The sequence below is a fragment of the Flavobacterium sp. TR2 genome, assembly GCF_025252405.1.
GTDB lineage: Bacteria > Bacteroidota > Bacteroidia > Flavobacteriales > Flavobacteriaceae > Flavobacterium.
This window is the reverse complement of record NZ_CP104307.1, coordinates 793,033-811,677: the sequence shown is the minus strand read 5'-3', so window position 1 is coordinate 811,677 and position 18,645 is coordinate 793,033. Positions and strand designations below refer to the sequence as shown.

The 18,645-nt window shown below is 38.4% G+C and carries 8 protein-coding genes; 4 read left to right on the top strand and 4 right to left on the bottom strand.

The genetic code is table 11. The features are described 5' to 3' along the window. Positions 1-91 precede the first annotated feature (91 nt). Entirely contained in the window at positions 92-3,913 is a 3,822-nt protein-coding gene (locus N4T20_RS03965) for a T9SS sorting signal type C domain-containing protein (protein ID WP_260671810.1), read from the top strand. 447 nt (positions 3,914-4,360) lie between these two features. Beyond that, complete coding sequence (locus tag N4T20_RS03960; protein WP_260671809.1) at positions 4,361-10,642, top strand: T9SS sorting signal type C domain-containing protein; 6,282 nt, start codon at positions 4,361-4,363, stop codon at positions 10,640-10,642. A gap of 44 nt (positions 10,643-10,686) precedes the next feature. On the opposite strand, the gene N4T20_RS03955 is transcribed toward N4T20_RS03960, so the two are convergent. The 3 genes from N4T20_RS03955 to N4T20_RS03945 all read right to left on the bottom strand — a co-directional run bounded on the left by N4T20_RS03955 (position 10,687) and on the right by N4T20_RS03945 (position 13,199). Next, entirely contained in the window at positions 10,687-11,553 is an 867-nt protein-coding gene (locus N4T20_RS03955; RefSeq protein WP_260671808.1) for a cupin-like domain-containing protein, read from the bottom strand. 162 nt (positions 11,554-11,715) lie between these two features. Further along, positions 11,716-12,153 (bottom strand): hypothetical protein, encoded by a 438-nt coding sequence (locus N4T20_RS03950; protein ID WP_260671807.1) that lies wholly within the window; start codon positions 12,151-12,153, stop codon positions 11,716-11,718. Between the two features lie 98 nt (positions 12,154-12,251). Beyond that, positions 12,252-13,199, bottom strand: coding sequence for a bifunctional riboflavin kinase/FAD synthetase (locus tag N4T20_RS03945; RefSeq protein WP_260671806.1), 948 nt, complete (start codon positions 13,197-13,199; stop codon positions 12,252-12,254). Positions 13,200-13,391: 192 nt separating this feature from the next. Between N4T20_RS03945 and N4T20_RS03940 the strand changes: the two genes are divergently transcribed. Further along, positions 13,392-16,064: a reprolysin-like metallopeptidase gene (locus tag N4T20_RS03940; protein WP_260671805.1), complete on the top strand. Its 2,673-nt coding sequence runs from the start codon at positions 13,392-13,394 to the stop codon at positions 16,062-16,064. A 16-nt stretch (positions 16,065-16,080) separates the two neighbouring features. Here the strand turns inward: N4T20_RS03940 and N4T20_RS03935 are convergent, their stop codons facing one another. Then, complete coding sequence (locus N4T20_RS03935; protein WP_260671804.1) at positions 16,081-16,761, bottom strand: ComF family protein; 681 nt, start codon at positions 16,759-16,761, stop codon at positions 16,081-16,083. 98 nt (positions 16,762-16,859) lie between these two features. On the opposite strand from N4T20_RS03935, the gene N4T20_RS03930 reads away from it, so the two are divergent. Continuing rightward, positions 16,860-18,401, top strand: coding sequence for a glycine--tRNA ligase (locus N4T20_RS03930; RefSeq protein WP_260671803.1), 1,542 nt, complete (start codon positions 16,860-16,862; stop codon positions 18,399-18,401). The last annotated feature ends 244 nt before the right edge of the window (positions 18,402-18,645 follow it).

Genomic DNA, 18,645 nt, shown 5'->3' with positions numbered 1-18,645 from the left:
GGCAACTTTTTAATTTTAGTCTAATTCTTACAATATTAATTTAAATACCATTGTTTTGATTAGAAATTTATTTTATTGCCTAATTCTCTTTTTGTTTTTACCGAACACAAAAATTCTATCGCAACAAGGAAAAGTCGATTCTTCTTTTAATGTTTTTGATGATGGACAAATTGGAGATGGTTTTGATGGAGCGGTGCGCACGCTACTTTTGCAAAGAGATGGCAATTTGATTGTTGGAGGCGATTATCTCAGTTTAAATGGCTCTCCTGTTTCTTATCTTACCCGCTTAAACCCCAACGGATCTATAGACGAAAGCTTTAAGACCGGAACCGGTTTTAATGGCAAAATTTATGCGTCATATTTGCAGCCGGACGGTAAAATTATTTTAGGAGGAAGTTTTACAATGTATAACGGAATTATCGTTGGAAGGCTCATCCGTTTGAATTCTGATGGGACTTATGATGCTACTTTTAATACGGCCGTTGGAGCCGCAACCGGAATCGTTTACGATATTGCAATGCAGGCCGATGGCAAAATTATAGTCGTTGGAAGTTTTGCAAAATATGCAAATGCTACGGTAAATAGAATAGCGCGCTTACTTCCAAACGGCACGCTTGATGCTTCATTTTTAACAGGCTCAGGTTCGATATTAAATATTACCCACGTCAAGATAACTGAGAATGAGAAAATAATTCTAACAGGAAATTTTATAACGTTTAACGGAGCTCAGGCAAATAGAATTGTGCGTTTAAATAATAATGGAAGTTTAGATTCTACTTTTAAATGCGAAAAAGGCTTTAATGATGATGTGAATGCCATAGCGCTGCAATCTGACGGGAAAATGGTTGTAGGAGGAAACTTTACCGCTTTTAATGATGGTATGGCCAATCGTCTTATTCGTTTGAATGCTGACGGAACAAGAGACGAAAGCTTTTTGACGGGAACAGGCTTCAGCAAGGAAGGAGTTCAAACAATCAAAATAAATTCGAGCGGAGATGTAATGGTGGGCGGATCTTTTACGGGTACCTATGACAACATTGATGTTAACAGACTGGTTTTTCTGAATGGGAACGGAGCTTTAAAATCAAGTTTTGATATTGGCTCAGGACCTGCTTCGGCTTCTGTACTAACGTTGGAGTCTGACCAAGATGGTTCTTGGTTTGTTGGCGGTTCTTTTGCGGTATTTGACGGACAAAATCAAGGCAGGTTAGCCAAAATTGATAGCGACGGAGAACACGATACTGGGTATTTGTCCTCAGGGATAGGTTTTGATAATTCTGTTTTGAGTATTTTGCCCCTTCCCAATCAGAAAGCTATTATTGGCGGGAATTTTAATCGATTTAATGGCAAATCGGTTTCCAAAATTGCCTGCCTTTTAGAAGACGGTTCTATCGATGAATCTTTCAATAATGGAAATTCTGGGGCAAATGGCTTAGTGAAGACTGTCATATTGCAAGCAGATGGAAAAGCAATTATTGGAGGAAATTTTACAAAATACAATGACAAACTCAGTAATAGGACCGTTCGAGTTTTATCAACAGGAGAAATTGACAATTCATTTAATAGTGGAGACGGATTTAATGGACAAGTTTATAAATTGGCAGTTCAGTCTGATCAAAAAATAATTGCAGCGGGTGCGTTTACAAAGTACAATGGATCAAATTTAAATGCAAATAGGGTCGTGAGACTTCTTCCTGATGGTACAAAAGATATGGATTTTAATATCGGTTCTGGTGCTGATGGAACTGTTGAAGTAGTGGTAATACAGTCTGACGGGAAAATTCTCCTCGGCGGCCACTTTAAAAACTTTAATGGACAGCCATTTTCGGGTATGGTTCGTTTAAATGCTGACGGAAGCATTGACCCAAGTTTTAATATTCGAAATGGATTTGATAAAAATGTCTATGCAATCGCACTTCAATCCGATCAAAAAATTATTGTTGGAGGTTCATTTTTGGCCTTTGATGGTATTTCCCAAAAGAAAATACTTCGCCTAAATAGCGATGGAAGTCTTGACACTACATTTGAATCTGGAACTGGTTTTAGTAAAGGCGATGTGCGTTCTATTTTAGTCCAGCCAGACGATCGAATTTTGATTGGCGGTTCTTTTTCGGGCACATATAAAAATGTCGCATCTTCTAGACTTATTCGATTAATGCCTTCGGGAACTATTGATAATTCCTTTAATGCACCACTGAACAATACCCTTTTTGATATGAAATTTACTGAAGATTATAAATTGCTTATTGGTGGTAATTTTAACTCGGTGGCAGGCATTTCCAAACATAGAATCGCTCGTTTGAAGCTTTGTGTAAATACTACAGTTTGGAATGGTGTTTCTTGGTCAAAAGGCCCACCTTCAGCTGGAAAGGATGTCTATTTTAAAGAAAATTTTCCGCAATTAACTACAACTGCTGTTTGCGGCTGCAATATTGATCAAGGTAAGACTGTAACCTTGTTAGAGAAAAACACGCTCGCTGTAGAGTTTGCGTATACTGGTTCGGGAACTTTGGTTTTGCAAGATGGAGCAAGTCTCTATCAGTCAGATGATGATATGATCAATACAGGAGTTATTCAGGTAATAAGAAAAACAACGCCTGTAATTCGCTATGATATTACGTATTGGTCTTCACCGGTTGACAATCAGACCATGCATGATTTTTCGCCAAACACGCTCAGTGATAAGTACTATTGGCATGACCCAATTTCTCGATGGAATATTAACTATAATGGCACTATGACTATGGTTCCTGGTCAGGGCTACTGTATTAGAGCTCCGCAAAACTACTCCATTACTGAACGAACAATATTTGAAGGAGTTTTTAAAGGAATTCCAAACAATGGAAAAATTGAGGCTAAACTTAAAGCGGCAAATGCTTATCATTTAATAGGAAATCCATACCCATCAGCGATAAGTGCTGATCTTTTTATAAAAGCCAATTCTTCCAAAATAAAAGGAGCGCTTTATTTTTGGACCCATGGCACACCGCCTGTAAATGGCAAATATTCAGAAAATGATTGCGTGGCATATAATCTTTTAGGCGGAGTTGGGACGACTTCTTCTCTAAATTCAAATAATTACAATACTGCGCCTGATGGGACAATAGCTTCTGGACAAGGATTTTTTGTACAAAGCAGTTCGGAAGGTTTTATAGAATTTAATGGGAAAATGAGAATTAAAGGTCGAAATAGTGCTTTTTTTAGACCTGCTAACGCTACTTCTGTGACTGAAAAAGAAACTGAAAAGCTTCGATTCTGGTTGAATCTTCATAATAATGGAAATGCGTTAAAACAAATATTATTGGGATATGCTAAAGAAGCCTCCAATTCTTTAGACTATTACGATGCATTGTCTTTCAGTTCAAGTCAGGAAATAGATTTTTATAGCATTTTAGAAAATAATAAACTGGCAATTCAAGGAAAAGCTATGCCGTGGCTGGAAGACGATTCGATTCAATTAGGATATAAGTCAAATGCAAAAACGACATTGAATGTAGAAATCGATCATCAGGATGCTTTGTTTAATGAAATTAATATTTTTTTGGTGGATAAAGCGCTGGATAAAGTTCATAATCTTTCTGAAAGCCCTTATCAGTTTGATTCTGAAGCAGGAACTTTTGACAATCGTTTCTCAATTGTGTACAATAGCAAAACCTTAGACAATAAGTCTTTTGATGCAAATTCTAAAGGAGTTATAGTATCCGTTAAAAATCATGTTATAGCTGTTGAATCTTTTAATCAGAATATAAAAGAGATTAAAATATTTGATGTTTCCGGAAAGCAATTATACAAAGAAGATAAACTGGGAACTAAAAATGCTTCTGTTCAGAATTTGTTCTCCTCACATCAGGTTTTGATGGTAAAAGTCATTTTAGAGAATGGCCAATCAGTCTCAAAAAAGGTAATTTTTTAGAGGTTGAGAAAAAATGCTCTCATTTATGGTTTTTTATTTGTAAATAATTGATTTTTAGTTTATTAAGTTTAGTTGTTTTTAAAATTAACAGTTTTTTCCTATTTTTTATGTTTTTAGCATTTTAGGTGTTAAAATCAGCTGGTTATTAGTTTATTACGGGTTTTAATGTAAATAAAATCGTACCTTGTAGTTGTGTTTAGTCGATAAAGCGCATATTAAATCGACAAAACGTTCTCACTACAAGCCTTTCAATTATTTTTTTTCTTCAAAAGGGGCAGTTTTAAAAACTGTCATGTATCAGCCTTAAGTTGACTGTTAAGCTGGAATACTTTTTAGTTCTATAGTGAATATGGTCTTACTTGTATTTCCTTAAAAAGATCTTCCCAAGCCTACAGTTAATCTTGTTTTGAGTTTGAATTTATTTTTCAATTACTAAAATGCCACAAGATGAAAAAAGATTTACTTACTATGCTGAATTTCTTCAGCTTTTCAACTTTAGTAACTTATATTGAGAAACCCTTAAAATCTAGTAGAAAATTTAAAATCCTCCTGATTTTAGCTTTATCATTTTTCTATACCGTTTCAAAAGCGCAAACTTTAGCGCATTCATTAACAGCTAGCAATTCGTCTTTCCCTCTTCCAGCAGGGATGGACGAAGTTACGGTTGAAGCTTGGGGAGCTGGAGGTGCAGGAGGGGGCGCCACGGCTGGCGGAGGAAACGGAAGAGGTGGAGCAGGTGGTGCTGGAGGGACTTATGCTTTAGGAAAGATTTCTACAGTTGGAAGGCAAAGTTTAAATGTTGTTGTTGCCAAGGCTACAGCGGGAGCATCAGGTAATGGAGCTACAGGAGAGGCGTCTTATGTAACAAATTTTGAAGGTGTTTTTTATGCTCCTGGTGGTCATGGAGGTAATGCTAACCCAGCAACAGGACCTACTCCAAGTGCCGTTGCAGGAACCACAGGCGCTATTGGAAGTATAAGCACAATGAATGGCGGAGCTTCAACTGGAGGTGCTACTACTTTATTAGGTTTACTTCTTTCATCAGGAAATGGAGGTCGAGGAGCTAATTTTGGAACTGGACTAGGAGGAGCTGGAGGAGTAGGTTTTGCGAGTGTCTTAGGCGCAAATGGTCCAGGAGATTCTGGAAAAGAGTATGGAGGGGGAGGTGCTGGAGCAGCAAGCTCTGTAGATGCGCAAATTGGAGGAAGTGGCGCAAGAGGTCAAGTTAATATTACATACACTTGTAAAACATATAGTATTACGTCAATGTCAGCGACAAATGTTTGTACGTCGGTTGGAACTAGCTCTCAAGTGCAATTGATAAGCACGCCAGCCAATTTACCGATAGGTAAATATACGGTTAACTATCATAGGAGCAATCCTTCGGCTACAAATTTAACAACAACAATGGTTGTGACAACGGCCGGATCTGGAAGCTTTACGGCAAGTGGATTTACCAACACAGGAAATAGCAATATTGTACTTAATTCCTTAACATCTGTTGATTGTACGTCTTCAATAGGGCTATCAACGCAAATTGTAATAGCAGCTCAGCCAACAATAACTTTGGGAACCGTTAATGCAGTATGCGAAAGTGCTAGTGCACAAACAGCTAATTTGAGTTATAGCGGAACGACAAGTTCGCCGACAACTTACAGTATAACTTGGAATGCATCTCCGGCCAATAGTTTTTTGCCAGTTTCAAATGCTGCTTTACCTGCAACTCCAATTAGTATTGCAGTTCCTGCGGGAACGGCTGCAGGAACATATACAGGCTTATTAACCGTTACCAACGCGGTTGGGTGTGTATCTGCTCCAACTAATTTTACCGTAACGGTCAATCCTTTGCCGACCATAACATTAGGCGCGACTACCGCAGTGTGTACAAGCTCAAGTGCGCAGACCACACCTCTGCCTTATAGTGCAGTTACAAACTCTCCAACAACTTACAGTATAACTTGGAATGCTAGTCCAACAAATAGTTTTTTACCGGTTTCAAATGTAACCTTGGCCGCGAGTCCGATTACTATTTCGATACCTGCCAATACAGCAGCGGGAACTTACACAGGAACATTAACAGTTAAAAATGCGGCTGGATGCACATCAGCAGCGAATAATTTTACTGTTGTGGTAAGTGGGCCTCCTACAATTACGCTTGGTACAGCATCATCAGTCTGTTTAAGCGCTTCAGCTCAAACTTCAAGTTTGAGTTATAGTGCGACAACGAACTCCCCAACAACTTACAGTATTACATGGAATGCCAGTCCGACAAATACTTTCTTGCCAGTTTCAAATGCTACGCTAACATCTAGTCCGATCAGCATCGCAGTTCCTGCGGGAACAGCCGCGGGCACGTATACGGGCACATTAACGGTAAAAAATGCAAACGGCTGTGTGTCTGCGCCAAGCAATTTTACCGTAACCGTCAATCCATTGCCAACCATAACATTGGGAACTGCGGGACCAGTTTGTTTTAGCCCCTCAGCTCAAACGGCCAGTTTAAGCTATAGCGCTCCAACAAATTTGCCTACAAGTTACAGCATTGTTTGGAATGCAAGTCCGACCAATAATTTTGCAGCGGTTACAGATGCGGTTTTAGGAGCAAGCCCGATTAGCATTGCGGTTCCTGCGGGCACGGCTGCGGGCACGTATACGGGAACTTTAACGGTGAAAAACGGAAACGGCTGCGTTTCTGCTCCGAGCAATTTTACCATAACGGTCAATCCATTGCCATCGATAACGTTGGGAACTGCGAGTGCGGTTTGTTTGAGCGCCTCAGCTCAAACCGCAAGTTTAAGCTATAGCGCTCCAACAAATCTGCCAACTTCTTACAGCATTGTTTGGAATGCAAGTCCGACCAATAATTTTGCAGCGGTTACAGATGCGGCTTTAGGAGCAAGCCCAATCAGCATTGCGGTTCCTGCGGGAACGGCCGCGGGCACGTATACGGGAACTTTAACGGTGAAAAACGGAAACGGCTGCGTTTCTGTTCCGAGCAATTTTACTATAACAGTCAATCCATTGCCATCGATAACATTGGGAACTGCGGGAGCGGTTTGTTTTAGCGCTTCGGCTCAAACCGCAAGTTTAAGCTATAGCGCTCCAACTAATTTGCCTACAAGTTACAGCATTGTTTGGAATGCAAGTCCGACCAATAATTTTGCAGCGGTTACAGATGCGGCTTTAGGAGCAAGCCCGATCAGCATTGCGGTTCCTGCGGGCACGGCCACGGGCACGTATACGGGAACTTTAACAGTGAAAAACGGAAATGGCTGCGTGTCTGCTCCGAACAATTTTACTATAACAGTCAATCCATTGCCATCGATAACATTGGGAACTGCGGGTGCGGTTTGTTTTAGCGCTTCGGCGCAGACGGCAAGCTTAAGCTATAGCGCTCCAACAAATTTACCTACAAGTTACAGCATAGTTTGGAATGCAAGTCCGACCAATAATTTTGCAGCGGTCACAGATGCGGCTTTAGGAGCAAGTCCGATTAGCATTGCGGTTCCTGCGGGCACGGCTGTTGGAACCTATACAGGAACTTTAACAGTTAAAAATGCAGTTGGATGCGTGTCTACAGCAAACAATTTTACCGTAACAGTCAATCCATTGCCATCGATAACATTGGGAACTGCGGGTGCGGTTTGTTTTAGCGCTTCGGCTCAAACCGCAAGTTTAAGCTATAGCGCTCCAACTAATTTGCCTACAAGTTACAGCATTGTTTGGAATTCAAGTCCGACCAATAATTTTGCAGCGGTTACAGATGCGGCTTTAGGAGCAAGTCCGATCAGCATTGCGGTTCCTGCGGGCACGGCCGCGGGCACGTATACGGGCACATTAACGGTGAAAAATGCAAACGGCTGCGTTTCTGCGCCAAGCAATTTTGCCATAACGGTCAATCCGTTGCCATCGATAGCATTGGGAACTGCGGGTGCGGTTTGTTTTAGCGCTTCGGCTCAAACGGCCAGCTTAAGCTATAGCGCTCCAACAAATCTGCCAACTTCCTACAGTATAATTTGGAATTCAAGTCCGACCAATAATTTTGCAGCGGTTACAGATGCGGCTTTAGGAGCAAGTCCGATTAGCATTGCGGTTCCTGCGGGAACGGCTGCGGGCACGTATACGGGAACCTTAACGGTGAAAAACGGAAACGGCTGCGTGTCCGCTCCGAGCAATTTTACCATAACGGTTAATGAAGTTCCCACCATCACAACATCAGGAAATCTGACTTCAATTTGTCAAAGTTCATCATTACAAATGGCTTCTTTGCCTTATACTGCAACGACAGGTTCTCCAATAAGGTATTCAATAGATTGGGCAACACTAAATGATCAAGGCATCACTGATTTTTCTTTTGATTCTGGAGCAGGAAATATCAACAACATTTTTATTCCAGCGAATACTGCAGCTGGAACTTATAGCGGAGTAATGACAATTTTTACTGCAGCTGGATGTTTGGCAACTCAAACAATTTCATTAACCATTAATAGTGTTCCGACTATAAGCACAGCGGGAGTTTTTACCCCAGTTTGTCCAAGTCCATCTGCACAAAATACTACTTTAAGCTATAATTCGACTACTGGTTCGCCAATTAGCTATGCTATTGATTGGGTTGCTTTGACAGATCAAGGAACCACACCATTTCCTTTTAGTTCCGGGTCTGGAGATATTATAAATGTGAATGTTCCTGCAAACACCGCTTCGGGAACTTACAACGGTATAATGACTATTACAACTTCAGGCGGATGCCAAGCCAGCCAGAGCGTTTCTTTAACAGTAAATCCAATAGTAGCAGCACCGACAGCTTCTGTTACTCAATTGCCAACTTGTGTAAATAATACAGGCGTGATTACGGTTACTTCGCCTGCGTCTGGAACTGGATATACGTACAGTATAGACGGCATAGATTTTAGCAATACTTCAGGAGTGTTTGCAGGTTTGTCTTCTGGGGTGTACAATGTTCAAGTGAAAAGCATTTCGTCAGGCTGTGAATCAGATTCGACACCAGTCACAATAAATGCTTTTGTTACGAAAGCATGGAATGGAAGCGCTGATGCCAATTGGGGAAATCCTGCAAATTGGACACCGCCAGGCGTTCCTATTGCTACTGATTGCATAGATATTCCCGATACGGCAGTTGATCCAATTATTTCGGGAACTAATGCTAATTTTTTTGTCAGCAGATTAACCATTGAAAATAATGGTTCTCTAATCGTAGAAGGAACGAATACAATTACCGTTACCAATGAAGTAAATGTATTGGGTAATGGTACTTTTATATTTGAAAACAATTCGAGTTTAGTGCAAATTTCAGATGTAGCGAATACAGGAAATATTATTTACAATAGAAATACGACACCGGTAAGACGTTACGATGTTACCTACTGGTCTTCGCCAGTAACTCGTGATCCTGCGTTTACCTTACATGATTTATCTCCCAATACATTATTTGATAAATTTCATAAATACAATCCATCAACGGGTTGGGTTTTAATTAATAATGGAGCAGGAGAAATGGTAAAAGGGAATGGATACAGTATTCGCGCTCCGCAATTTTATGATTTAAATAATCCCTTGATTTATGGGGGACAATTTAAAGGGACGCCAAATAATGGTTTGATTACGGGACCGCCTATGGTTGCTGAAAAATTAGTTCTTTTGGGAAATCCATATCCTTCAGCAGTTTATGCAGATCAGTTTATTCATGATAATGCAGATCGACTTTATGGGACATTGTATTTTTGGACACATAATACTCCTCCTTCCAAAATTCCGGGCACTAATACCTTTGCTTATACGAGCAGTGATTTTGCTTATTATAATTTATCTGGAGAGATCGAAGTAGGACAAATGGATGGAACAGGAGCAACATCCCCAGGAAATCAGGCGGCACCGTTAGGCTATATTGCCGCTGGACAGGGCTTTTTTGCAAAAGCGATAACAGGACAAAGCGTTGTTTTTACAAATTCGATGCGTGTTGCGAACCGCAACAGTCAGTTTTACAAATCGGCAGCCGCTTCTACCGATATAGAAAAACATCGCTTATGGCTGAACTTAACGAATACAGAAGGAGCCTTCAAACAATTGCTTATCGGCTATGTAACAGGCGCCACTAATTCATGGGACAATAGTTACGATGCAATAACGTTGAATGCAAACCCTTATGTTGATTTTTATAGCATTAATGAAGGCAAAAAATTGGTCATTCAAGGGAGAGCGGTGCCTTTTGTTGTGTCCGATACGATTCCGTTAGGTTATAAATCTACAATTCCAGAAGGGCGCTTTACCATTGCGATAGATCATACTGATGGAAGTTTAAGCACTCAGGATATTTACTTGCAGGACAAAGTGACCCATACGATTCATAATCTTAAAACTGGGGGGTATACATTTACATCGGCGCCGGGAACTTTTCTAAATCGTTTTGTATTGCGTTATACTAGTCAGGATGGAGGCAAACCGTTGGGTAATCAAGATTTTGAGAATCAGGATCAGCAGATCGTTGTTTCTGTTAAGGATAAAAACATCAAACTGCAATCTATTTCGGAGCAGGACAATCTTAAAGAAGCCACGATTTATGATATGGAAGGCAAACAGCTATATCTTAAAAAACAAATCGGAAGTAAGGAATGGCTCATCACAAACTTTCAATCGGGGCCACAAATCTTATTGGTCAAAATGACTTTGGACAGCGGAAAAACAGTCACAAAGAAGATCATATTTAGATAAAATAAAAAAGCGGTTGGATTTCTAAAAATCCAACCGCTTTTTTATTAAAGGGAACGCTGCAGGTACTGATGCGTATCTTTAAGAGCCTTTTCATTTTTATAGTCAATCCACTTCTGGCCTTGGATTTTTCGCATCATAATATCAAAATGGCGCATAATAAAAACATTATATGCCGCTTTAGACAAGTTGACAATGTTTTTTGGAAAAGAGCGTAGGCTCATCGAAAATCCAGGCGTTAGATATTTCATATAGTGCCAATATCCTTCGGGCATATAAAGCATTTCGCCATGTTTTAGATTAGTGATGTAACCTTCAACATTTTTGAGCGCAGGAAATTTTTCATAATCGGGATTGTCAAAATCGATGTCTTCTCTTGAAATTAACGCGTGAGGCACTTTATACATAAATTTTGATTGATTGGGAGGAAAAATCATGCATTGTTTTTCGCCATGAAAATGAAAATGGAGAATGTTTGAGTAATCAATGTCATAATGCATAAAAACTCTCGAATTTTCACCTCCAAAGAACAGCATCGGCATTTGTTTTACCAATTTTAAGCCAATATCGGGCCATAAGAAGTCATTTTTTAAGGAAGGAACCTCTTTCATTAGATTGTAAAGAAAAATGCGGTAGTTGGTAGGCTTTTCTTCTAATAAGTCGATATAATCACTCATTTTCATTGTGGTGTGCGCCTCGTTAAAACCGTCTTCATGATTTACAGGTCTGTCGTCGTACAAAGGAACGATAGAATCTCCTGCTATTTCTTTTATATAAGATAATTTCCATTTGTTGTAAGCTGGCCAGTCTTCGGTCAATTCTTCGATAACAACAGGAATTTGTTTTTTTACATATTGGGAAACAAAATCGTCTTTTGAGATTTTTTTTACCCTTTCAATTTGCTTTAACTTCATTTTTCAAATAAAAAAAATTGCTTATAACTCTCTGCTATAAGCAATTTAAAAATATTTCTTGAGATTTGAGATCTCTTTTGACTAAAATTTTTGATTCGATCGATGCCCAAAAGAGGCATTAAAAAGATATGTCTTTAAATTTTGCTGCAGCATTTTTTTAAATTAATCGGCTGCATATTTGTTGTTCCAATACAGCATCATCATCAAAGTAACAATTACAGAAGAAGCAATTCCTTCAAATAAAAGACAAATGCAATAAGTTGGCACAGATGGATTTCCTCCGAACATAAATGTTTCAGATAAAGTTCTTACGTAAGCATCTCCACCTCGGGCGTAGCTATACACCAAGAGCCCCAAAATGCTTAGCGCCACACCAACCACAGAAGTCGTCATTGCAGATATTGCATTAGAAACAAAATTGGTTTCTCCCTCATGAAGATTCATCTGCATTGTCCTGTTAACACCGTAGAATATAAAGAAAACGTTGAGTGTTCTCAAATAAAACAAATCTGCTAAACCTAGTACATTCATTAATAAAAAATAAATGCCAATTCCGAGGAATATCAAAAACCCGTTGGTAATTTCTTTAGGTAATTTCATAGTGGTTATTTTTTAGAAGTTAATAGTAAATATTTGAAAAACAGTGTTCTATCAAATTTACTAAAAAAATAACTACGATGATTTAAAAACAGTAAAAACTATGCAGTCTGGTTTTTTGATGAAGAATGTATAAAAGCCAAAGAATCGGTCTGATCTTGATGAAGCTGCGCTTTTAAAGCATCTACCGAACTAAATTTTTGTTCTTCACGTATGTAATGAAGCAAAGAAACTTCAATATTCTGATCGTAAATGTCTTTGCTGAAATCAAACAGATGCACTTCGATGGTTTGCTTATCGCCATTAACAGTTGGGTTAAAACCAATATTCATCATGCCAAAAACGGTTTCGCCATTTATAGTGGCTTTGACAACATAGACGCCAATTTTTGGTATTAGTTTATAATCTTCTTCAATATGAATATTAGCAGTAGGAAAACCAATAGTTCGCCCGAGCTGTTTTCCTTTTACAATAGTTCCGTTCAAGAAATAGCTGTAGCCTAAATATTCATTGGCCAAATCCATCTGGCCTTCGTTTAAAGCTTTCCTGATTTTGGTTGAACTTACCGAAACATCTTGGATTTCTTCGGCAGAAATTTGTTCAACTTCAAACCCATACTCAATTCCAAAAGCGATTAAATCGTCAATATTTGCAGTTCTATTGCGGCCAAAACGATGGTCATGGCCAATAATGATTTTTTGAATCTGAAATTTTTCTACTAAAATGGTTCGAACAAATTCTTCCGCAGTCAGTCTCGAAAAACTTTCGTTAAAAGGATGGACAACAAGGTTTTCTATACCTGTCGCTTCCAAAAGTTTTATCTTTTCATCAATGGTATTGAGTAGCCTAATTTCAGATTTCTCTTGAAGAACCATTCGCGGATGCGGGAAAAAGGTAAGAACCAGACTTTCATACTTTCCGTTTTCAGTTTGCTGCGTAATTCGCTCGAGAATTTTTTTATGACCAATATGCACGCCGTCAAAGGTGCCAAGAGTTAAAATTGTTTTCTTGGTTGACTGAAAATCGTTTATAGAATGAAAGAGCTTCAAAACAAATTATTTAAGATGCTGCAAATTTATACTATTCTCTTTTAAATTTAATACTATGCCAAATCGATTTTTAACAGATACTATATCTTTTTGTAAAAATGAGTCGACTCGTCGATTAAAAAACAATAATTGTCGTATAGATAATATGATTTCAAATTAATTGAAGTAATTTTGATATTATATTTTAAGAGTATGAAAAAACAGCTACTTTATATATTTTTAATTTTTTGTTCTGCAAATATCAATGCACAAGATGCTCTATGGCAGAAAGTAACTTCTTCATCGCTTATGCGAAAAGCGGATGGCGCAAGTTCCAATAAATTATACTATAAATTAAATGCAAATCTCCTAAGCTCTAAATTGGCTTCGGTTACAAATAAAACAGCAAAAATTGCAGCATCAGAAATCACCATTCCAAATGCTGACGGAGTTTTGGAGCGTTTTTCAGTTTGGGAATCTTCTAATTTTGATCCAGAATTACAGGCAAAATACCCAGAAATCAGATCTTATGAAGGGCGTGGAATAGATGATAAAAATGCTAAAATACATTTTAGCGTTGCTCCAATCGGAATTCAGACGATGGTTTTTAGAGCAGCAAAACCAACAGAATATATAGAGCAAAATCCTGATAATAAATTGGAGTATGTTTTGTTCAAAGCGCAAGACAATGCAGAGTCAAGAAAGTTCTTAGATTGCAAGACAACTGGTCTTGTTTCTGAAAATAAAAATGCGGCTACAGCAAAAATAGCGTCTAATGCCAAACAATTTAAAACACTTCGATTGGCATTATCCTGCACGGGAGAATATGCCGCTTATTTTGGCGGAACAAAGGCAGGAGCTTTAGCCGGAATGAATGCAACTTTAACTCGAGTAAATGGTATTTTTAATAGAGATCTTGCTGTAAAGTTAATCCTAATAGCCAATAATCAGGCTGTTATTTATACAGATGCTGCTACAGATCCTTATTCTGCTGCATCAGTTGGCGCTGCAGACGGAGGACCTTGGGCAAAAGAAGTGCAGACCACCTTAACCAATGTTATAGGTGAGGCCAATTATGACATAGGCCATTTGTTTGGCGCTTCTGGCGGAGGAGGAAACGCAGGCTGTATTGGCTGCATATGCGAAAGTCCAACATCTAGTGATCCAATTGGAAAAGGCAGTGCATTTACATCTCCAGCTGATGCAAAACCAGAAGGAGATAATTTTGATATCGATTTTGTTGCACACGAAATGGGGCATCAGCTTGGTGGCACACATACTTTTTCTTTTCAAAATGAAGGTTATGGAACGTGTTATGAGCCTGGAAGCGGTTCGACCATTATGGGTTATGCAGGCGTGACAAAAGGTTATAACATTCAAGATCATTCAGATGACTACTTTTCTTATGCAAGCATAAATCAGATCCAGAGCAATCTAGCAGGAAAAACCTGTCCGGTGACATCTCCTATAGCTGATAATAATCCGCCTGTGATAAATGCAGGTTCAGATTATACAATACCAATTAGCACGCCATTTGTTTTGACAGGAACTGGTTCTGATCCTGAAGGCAATTCTATAACCTACACTTGGGAACAATATGATAGTGCAACAACAGCTTTTGCGGGCAATAGTTTCGCATCTGCAGCAAAACCAGATGGGCCCATGTTTAGGTCCTTCTCGCCAACAGCTTCGCCCGTTCGTTATATGCCAGCTTTGAGTTCGGTATTAAATAATCAATTGACGACAACTTGGGAGTCTGTTTCTTCTATTGCAAAGACTATGAATTTTACGCTTACAGGAAGAGACAATGCAGCTGAAGGAAAGGCGCAGACCAACACAGATGCAATGATTGTGACAGTAACCGCAGCAGCAGGGCCATTTGCCGTAACGTCGCAAACAGAAGATAATCTTGGTTGGGCAAAAGGATCTGTACAAACGATTAATTGGAATGTAAATAACACAAACACGCTTCCAGGATCATCAAACGTAAATATAAAATTGTCGCTTGACGGAGGAACAACATTTCCTATTGTTTTAGCTGCTAATACTCCAAACGACGGTTCAGAATCTATAGTAGTTCCGTCAGAAATTGAAGTTTCTACAAATTGTAGACTTTTAATAGAGCCAGTTGGCAATATTTATTATGCTTTAAATTCTAAACCATTTGCTTTAGGATATACGGTTTCAACATCTTGTGCGTCTTATAGCTTTGGCGGAGGATACTCTACTGGCGATAATGTAAATGTTAATAAAACGGTTTCAGTGCCTGCTTCTACTGGATCAGTTTCAGATGTCAATGTTTCGGTAAATGTAACTCACGCAAGATTTTCAGACTTGACTATGCAAATTATAAGTCCAAAAGGAACAACAGTGACTTTGTTTAACAAAAACTGCGGCAGTACAAATTCAACTTTTGCTTTGCAGTTTGATGACAGCGGAACTGCTTTAAATTGCAGCACAACGACTAGCCAAATTGTTATTCCTTCAACAGCTCTAAGTGCTTTTAATGGAGAAAATCCTGAGGGAGCATGGACCTTTAGGGTTCTTGATGATACTGTGGGAGCTTTGGGGACAATAAATGCTGCGTCGGTAAATATTTGCGCTAAAACGTACACATTAGGAAATAAAGATTTTGAGAATGTTGCTTTTGTCGCGTACCCAAACCCAAACAAAGGGACTTTTACCGTACAGTTTGATAGAGATTCGATAAGCGAGATTAAAGTCTACGTGAATGATATTAATGGTAAATATGTTTACGATAGAGCTTTTCAAGGTTCAGGATATTTTATTCAAGATATCCAATTGCCAGATGTGCCTTCAGGTCTGTATTTTGTAACAGTTACTGATGGCAATAGAAAAGAGGTGACAAAAATATTGGTGAATTAGTTTTGATACGCAAAGCTTAATGTGCCATTGCGATACAAATTATGCTAATCTTAGCACCAGGTATTTTTAGCAGAGCTCTCGAACACGCTTCGAGTGTTGCGCCTGTTGTAAGCACATCGTCAACAATTAAAAAATGTTTGTTGTGTTCAGATTCGCTGAATTCAACGTCAAAAATGTTTTCGATATTTTCAGATCTTCCCAAAAGGTTTTTCTTGGACTGAGTTTTGGTATATAATTTTCGGATTAATACATTTTCTATAAAAGGAATTTCAAAACCCGACGCGATTTCTTTTCCAAAAGCAGTAACCTGATTATAACCCCGTTCCTTAAATTTTCTTTTGTGCAGCGGAACAGGAATTACAGCATCAAAAGGAATTTTCAATTGAAGCCCTTTTAGATCTTCTGCATACCAGCTTCCAAGTACGGTTCCGATTTCCTGATGGCCTTTGTATTTTAAATTGTGGATGAGTTCCTGAACGATTCCTTTTTTATTAAAATACAGCAATGCGGCCGCAAACTGTATGTCAATCTTACCGTAGAATTTTTTTACCGCTTCGTTTTTTGGATCGACATGATATTGAGTCAAAGGCAATTCGTGTCGGCAGAGGGTGCAGAAAACGGTTTCATTTTGAAGCAAAAGTTTATGGCATCCGCAGCAAACTTTAGGAAAAAACAAATTTATCAGGTAATTAATCACAAAAAGAGAGATTTTATTTACAAAAGTAACAAAATCAGCCCTTCAATCTTTATAATTTTTCTTTTTTATAAAGCTAGTTTTTATATTTTTGCATCACTATGGCAAAACAAGAAGATATATTTAAGAATGTGGTTTCGCACGCAAAAGAGTACGGATTTATTTTTCCGTCAAGCGAAGTTTACGATGGTTTAAGTGCTGTATATGATTACGCACAAAACGGTGTCGAATTAAAAAAGAATATCCGTGAATATTGGTGGAAATCAATGGTTCAGATGAATGAAAATATTGTCGGCCTTGATGCTGCAATATTGATGCATCCAACAACTTGGAAAGCTTCTGGTCACGTTGATGCTTTCAATGATCCATTAATTGATAATAAAGATTCTAAAAAGAGATATAGAGCAGACGTTTTGGTTGAAGATTTTGCTGAAAAAATTCACCAGAAAGCTCAAAAAGAAATCGAAAAAGCAAAAGCTCGTTTCGGCGATGCATTCAACGAACAAGAGTTTGTTACTACAAATGCTCGTGTAGTTGAATATTTGGCTAAAGAAAAAGAGATCAGAGAGCGTTTAGGGCGTTCTTTGGGAGCTGGAGATTTGGCTGATGTTAAAGCTTTGATCGAAGAACTTGAAATTGCTGATCCTGAAACTGGTTCTAAAAACTGGACTGAAGTAAAACAATTTAACTTGATGTTCGGAACAAAATTAGGTGCATCTGCAGAAAATGCGATGGATTTATATTTGCGTCCAGAAACGGCTCAAGGTATTTTTGTCAACTTCTTGAATGTTCAGAAATCGGGACGTATGAAAGTTCCTTTTGGAATTGCGCAGACAGGTAAAGCGTTTAGAAATGAAATTGTTGCAAGACAATTTATTTTCCGTATGCGTGAGTTCGAACAAATGGAAATGCAATTCTTTGTGCGTCCAGGAGAAGAAATGAAATCATACGAGTACTGGAAAGAAACTCGTCTGAAATGGCACTTATCTTTAGGATTAGGAAAAGAAAATTACCGTTTTCATGATCACGAAAAATTAGCGCACTACGCAAACGCAGCGGCTGATATCGAATTTAACTTCCCATTCGGATTTAAAGAATTGGAAGGAATTCACTCTCGTACAGATTTTGACTTAAAAGCGCACGAAGAATATTCTGGAAGAAAATTGCAATATTTTGATCCTGAATTAAACGAAAACTATGTTCCTTATGTAGTAGAGACTTCTGTTGGTTTAGATCGTATGTTCTTGGCCGTTTTCGCAACTTCATTAAAAGAAGAAACATTAGAAGATGGTTCGACAAGAACAGTTTTAAAATTGCCAGCAGTTTTAGCGCCAACTAAAGCAGCGGTTCTTCCGTTGGTTAAAAAAGATGGTCTGCCAGAAGTTTCAAGAAAAATCATTGAAGATTTGAAATGGGATTTCAATGTGGCTTATGATGAGAAAGATGCTGTAGGACGCCGTTACAGAAGACAAGATGCTTTAGGGACGCCGTTCTGTATTACAGTAGATCACCAGACGCTTGAAGACGATACGGTAACTATTCGTCATAGAGATACAATGAAACAAGACCGTGTAAAAATTGCCGAATTAAGAGGTATTATCGAAAACGAAGTTTCGATGAAAAACTGGTTAATGAAAATGTAATCTTTACAGTCTACTATACAAATCCCAAATTCTCCCGAAGCTTCGCGAGAGTTTGGGATTTTTATTTTTCCAAACAAGTATTTTATCGGCTTTTTTTGCATTTCGTCCTTATGTATCAACATTTTAGGTTAATGTGTTAACAATGAGGCGTCTAAAATATTTAAATATGTAATTTTAAATTTGTATTACCGCAAAAAGCAATTTTTTTCTTTACATAGCAGTTAAAAGTATTTTTTTGATTATG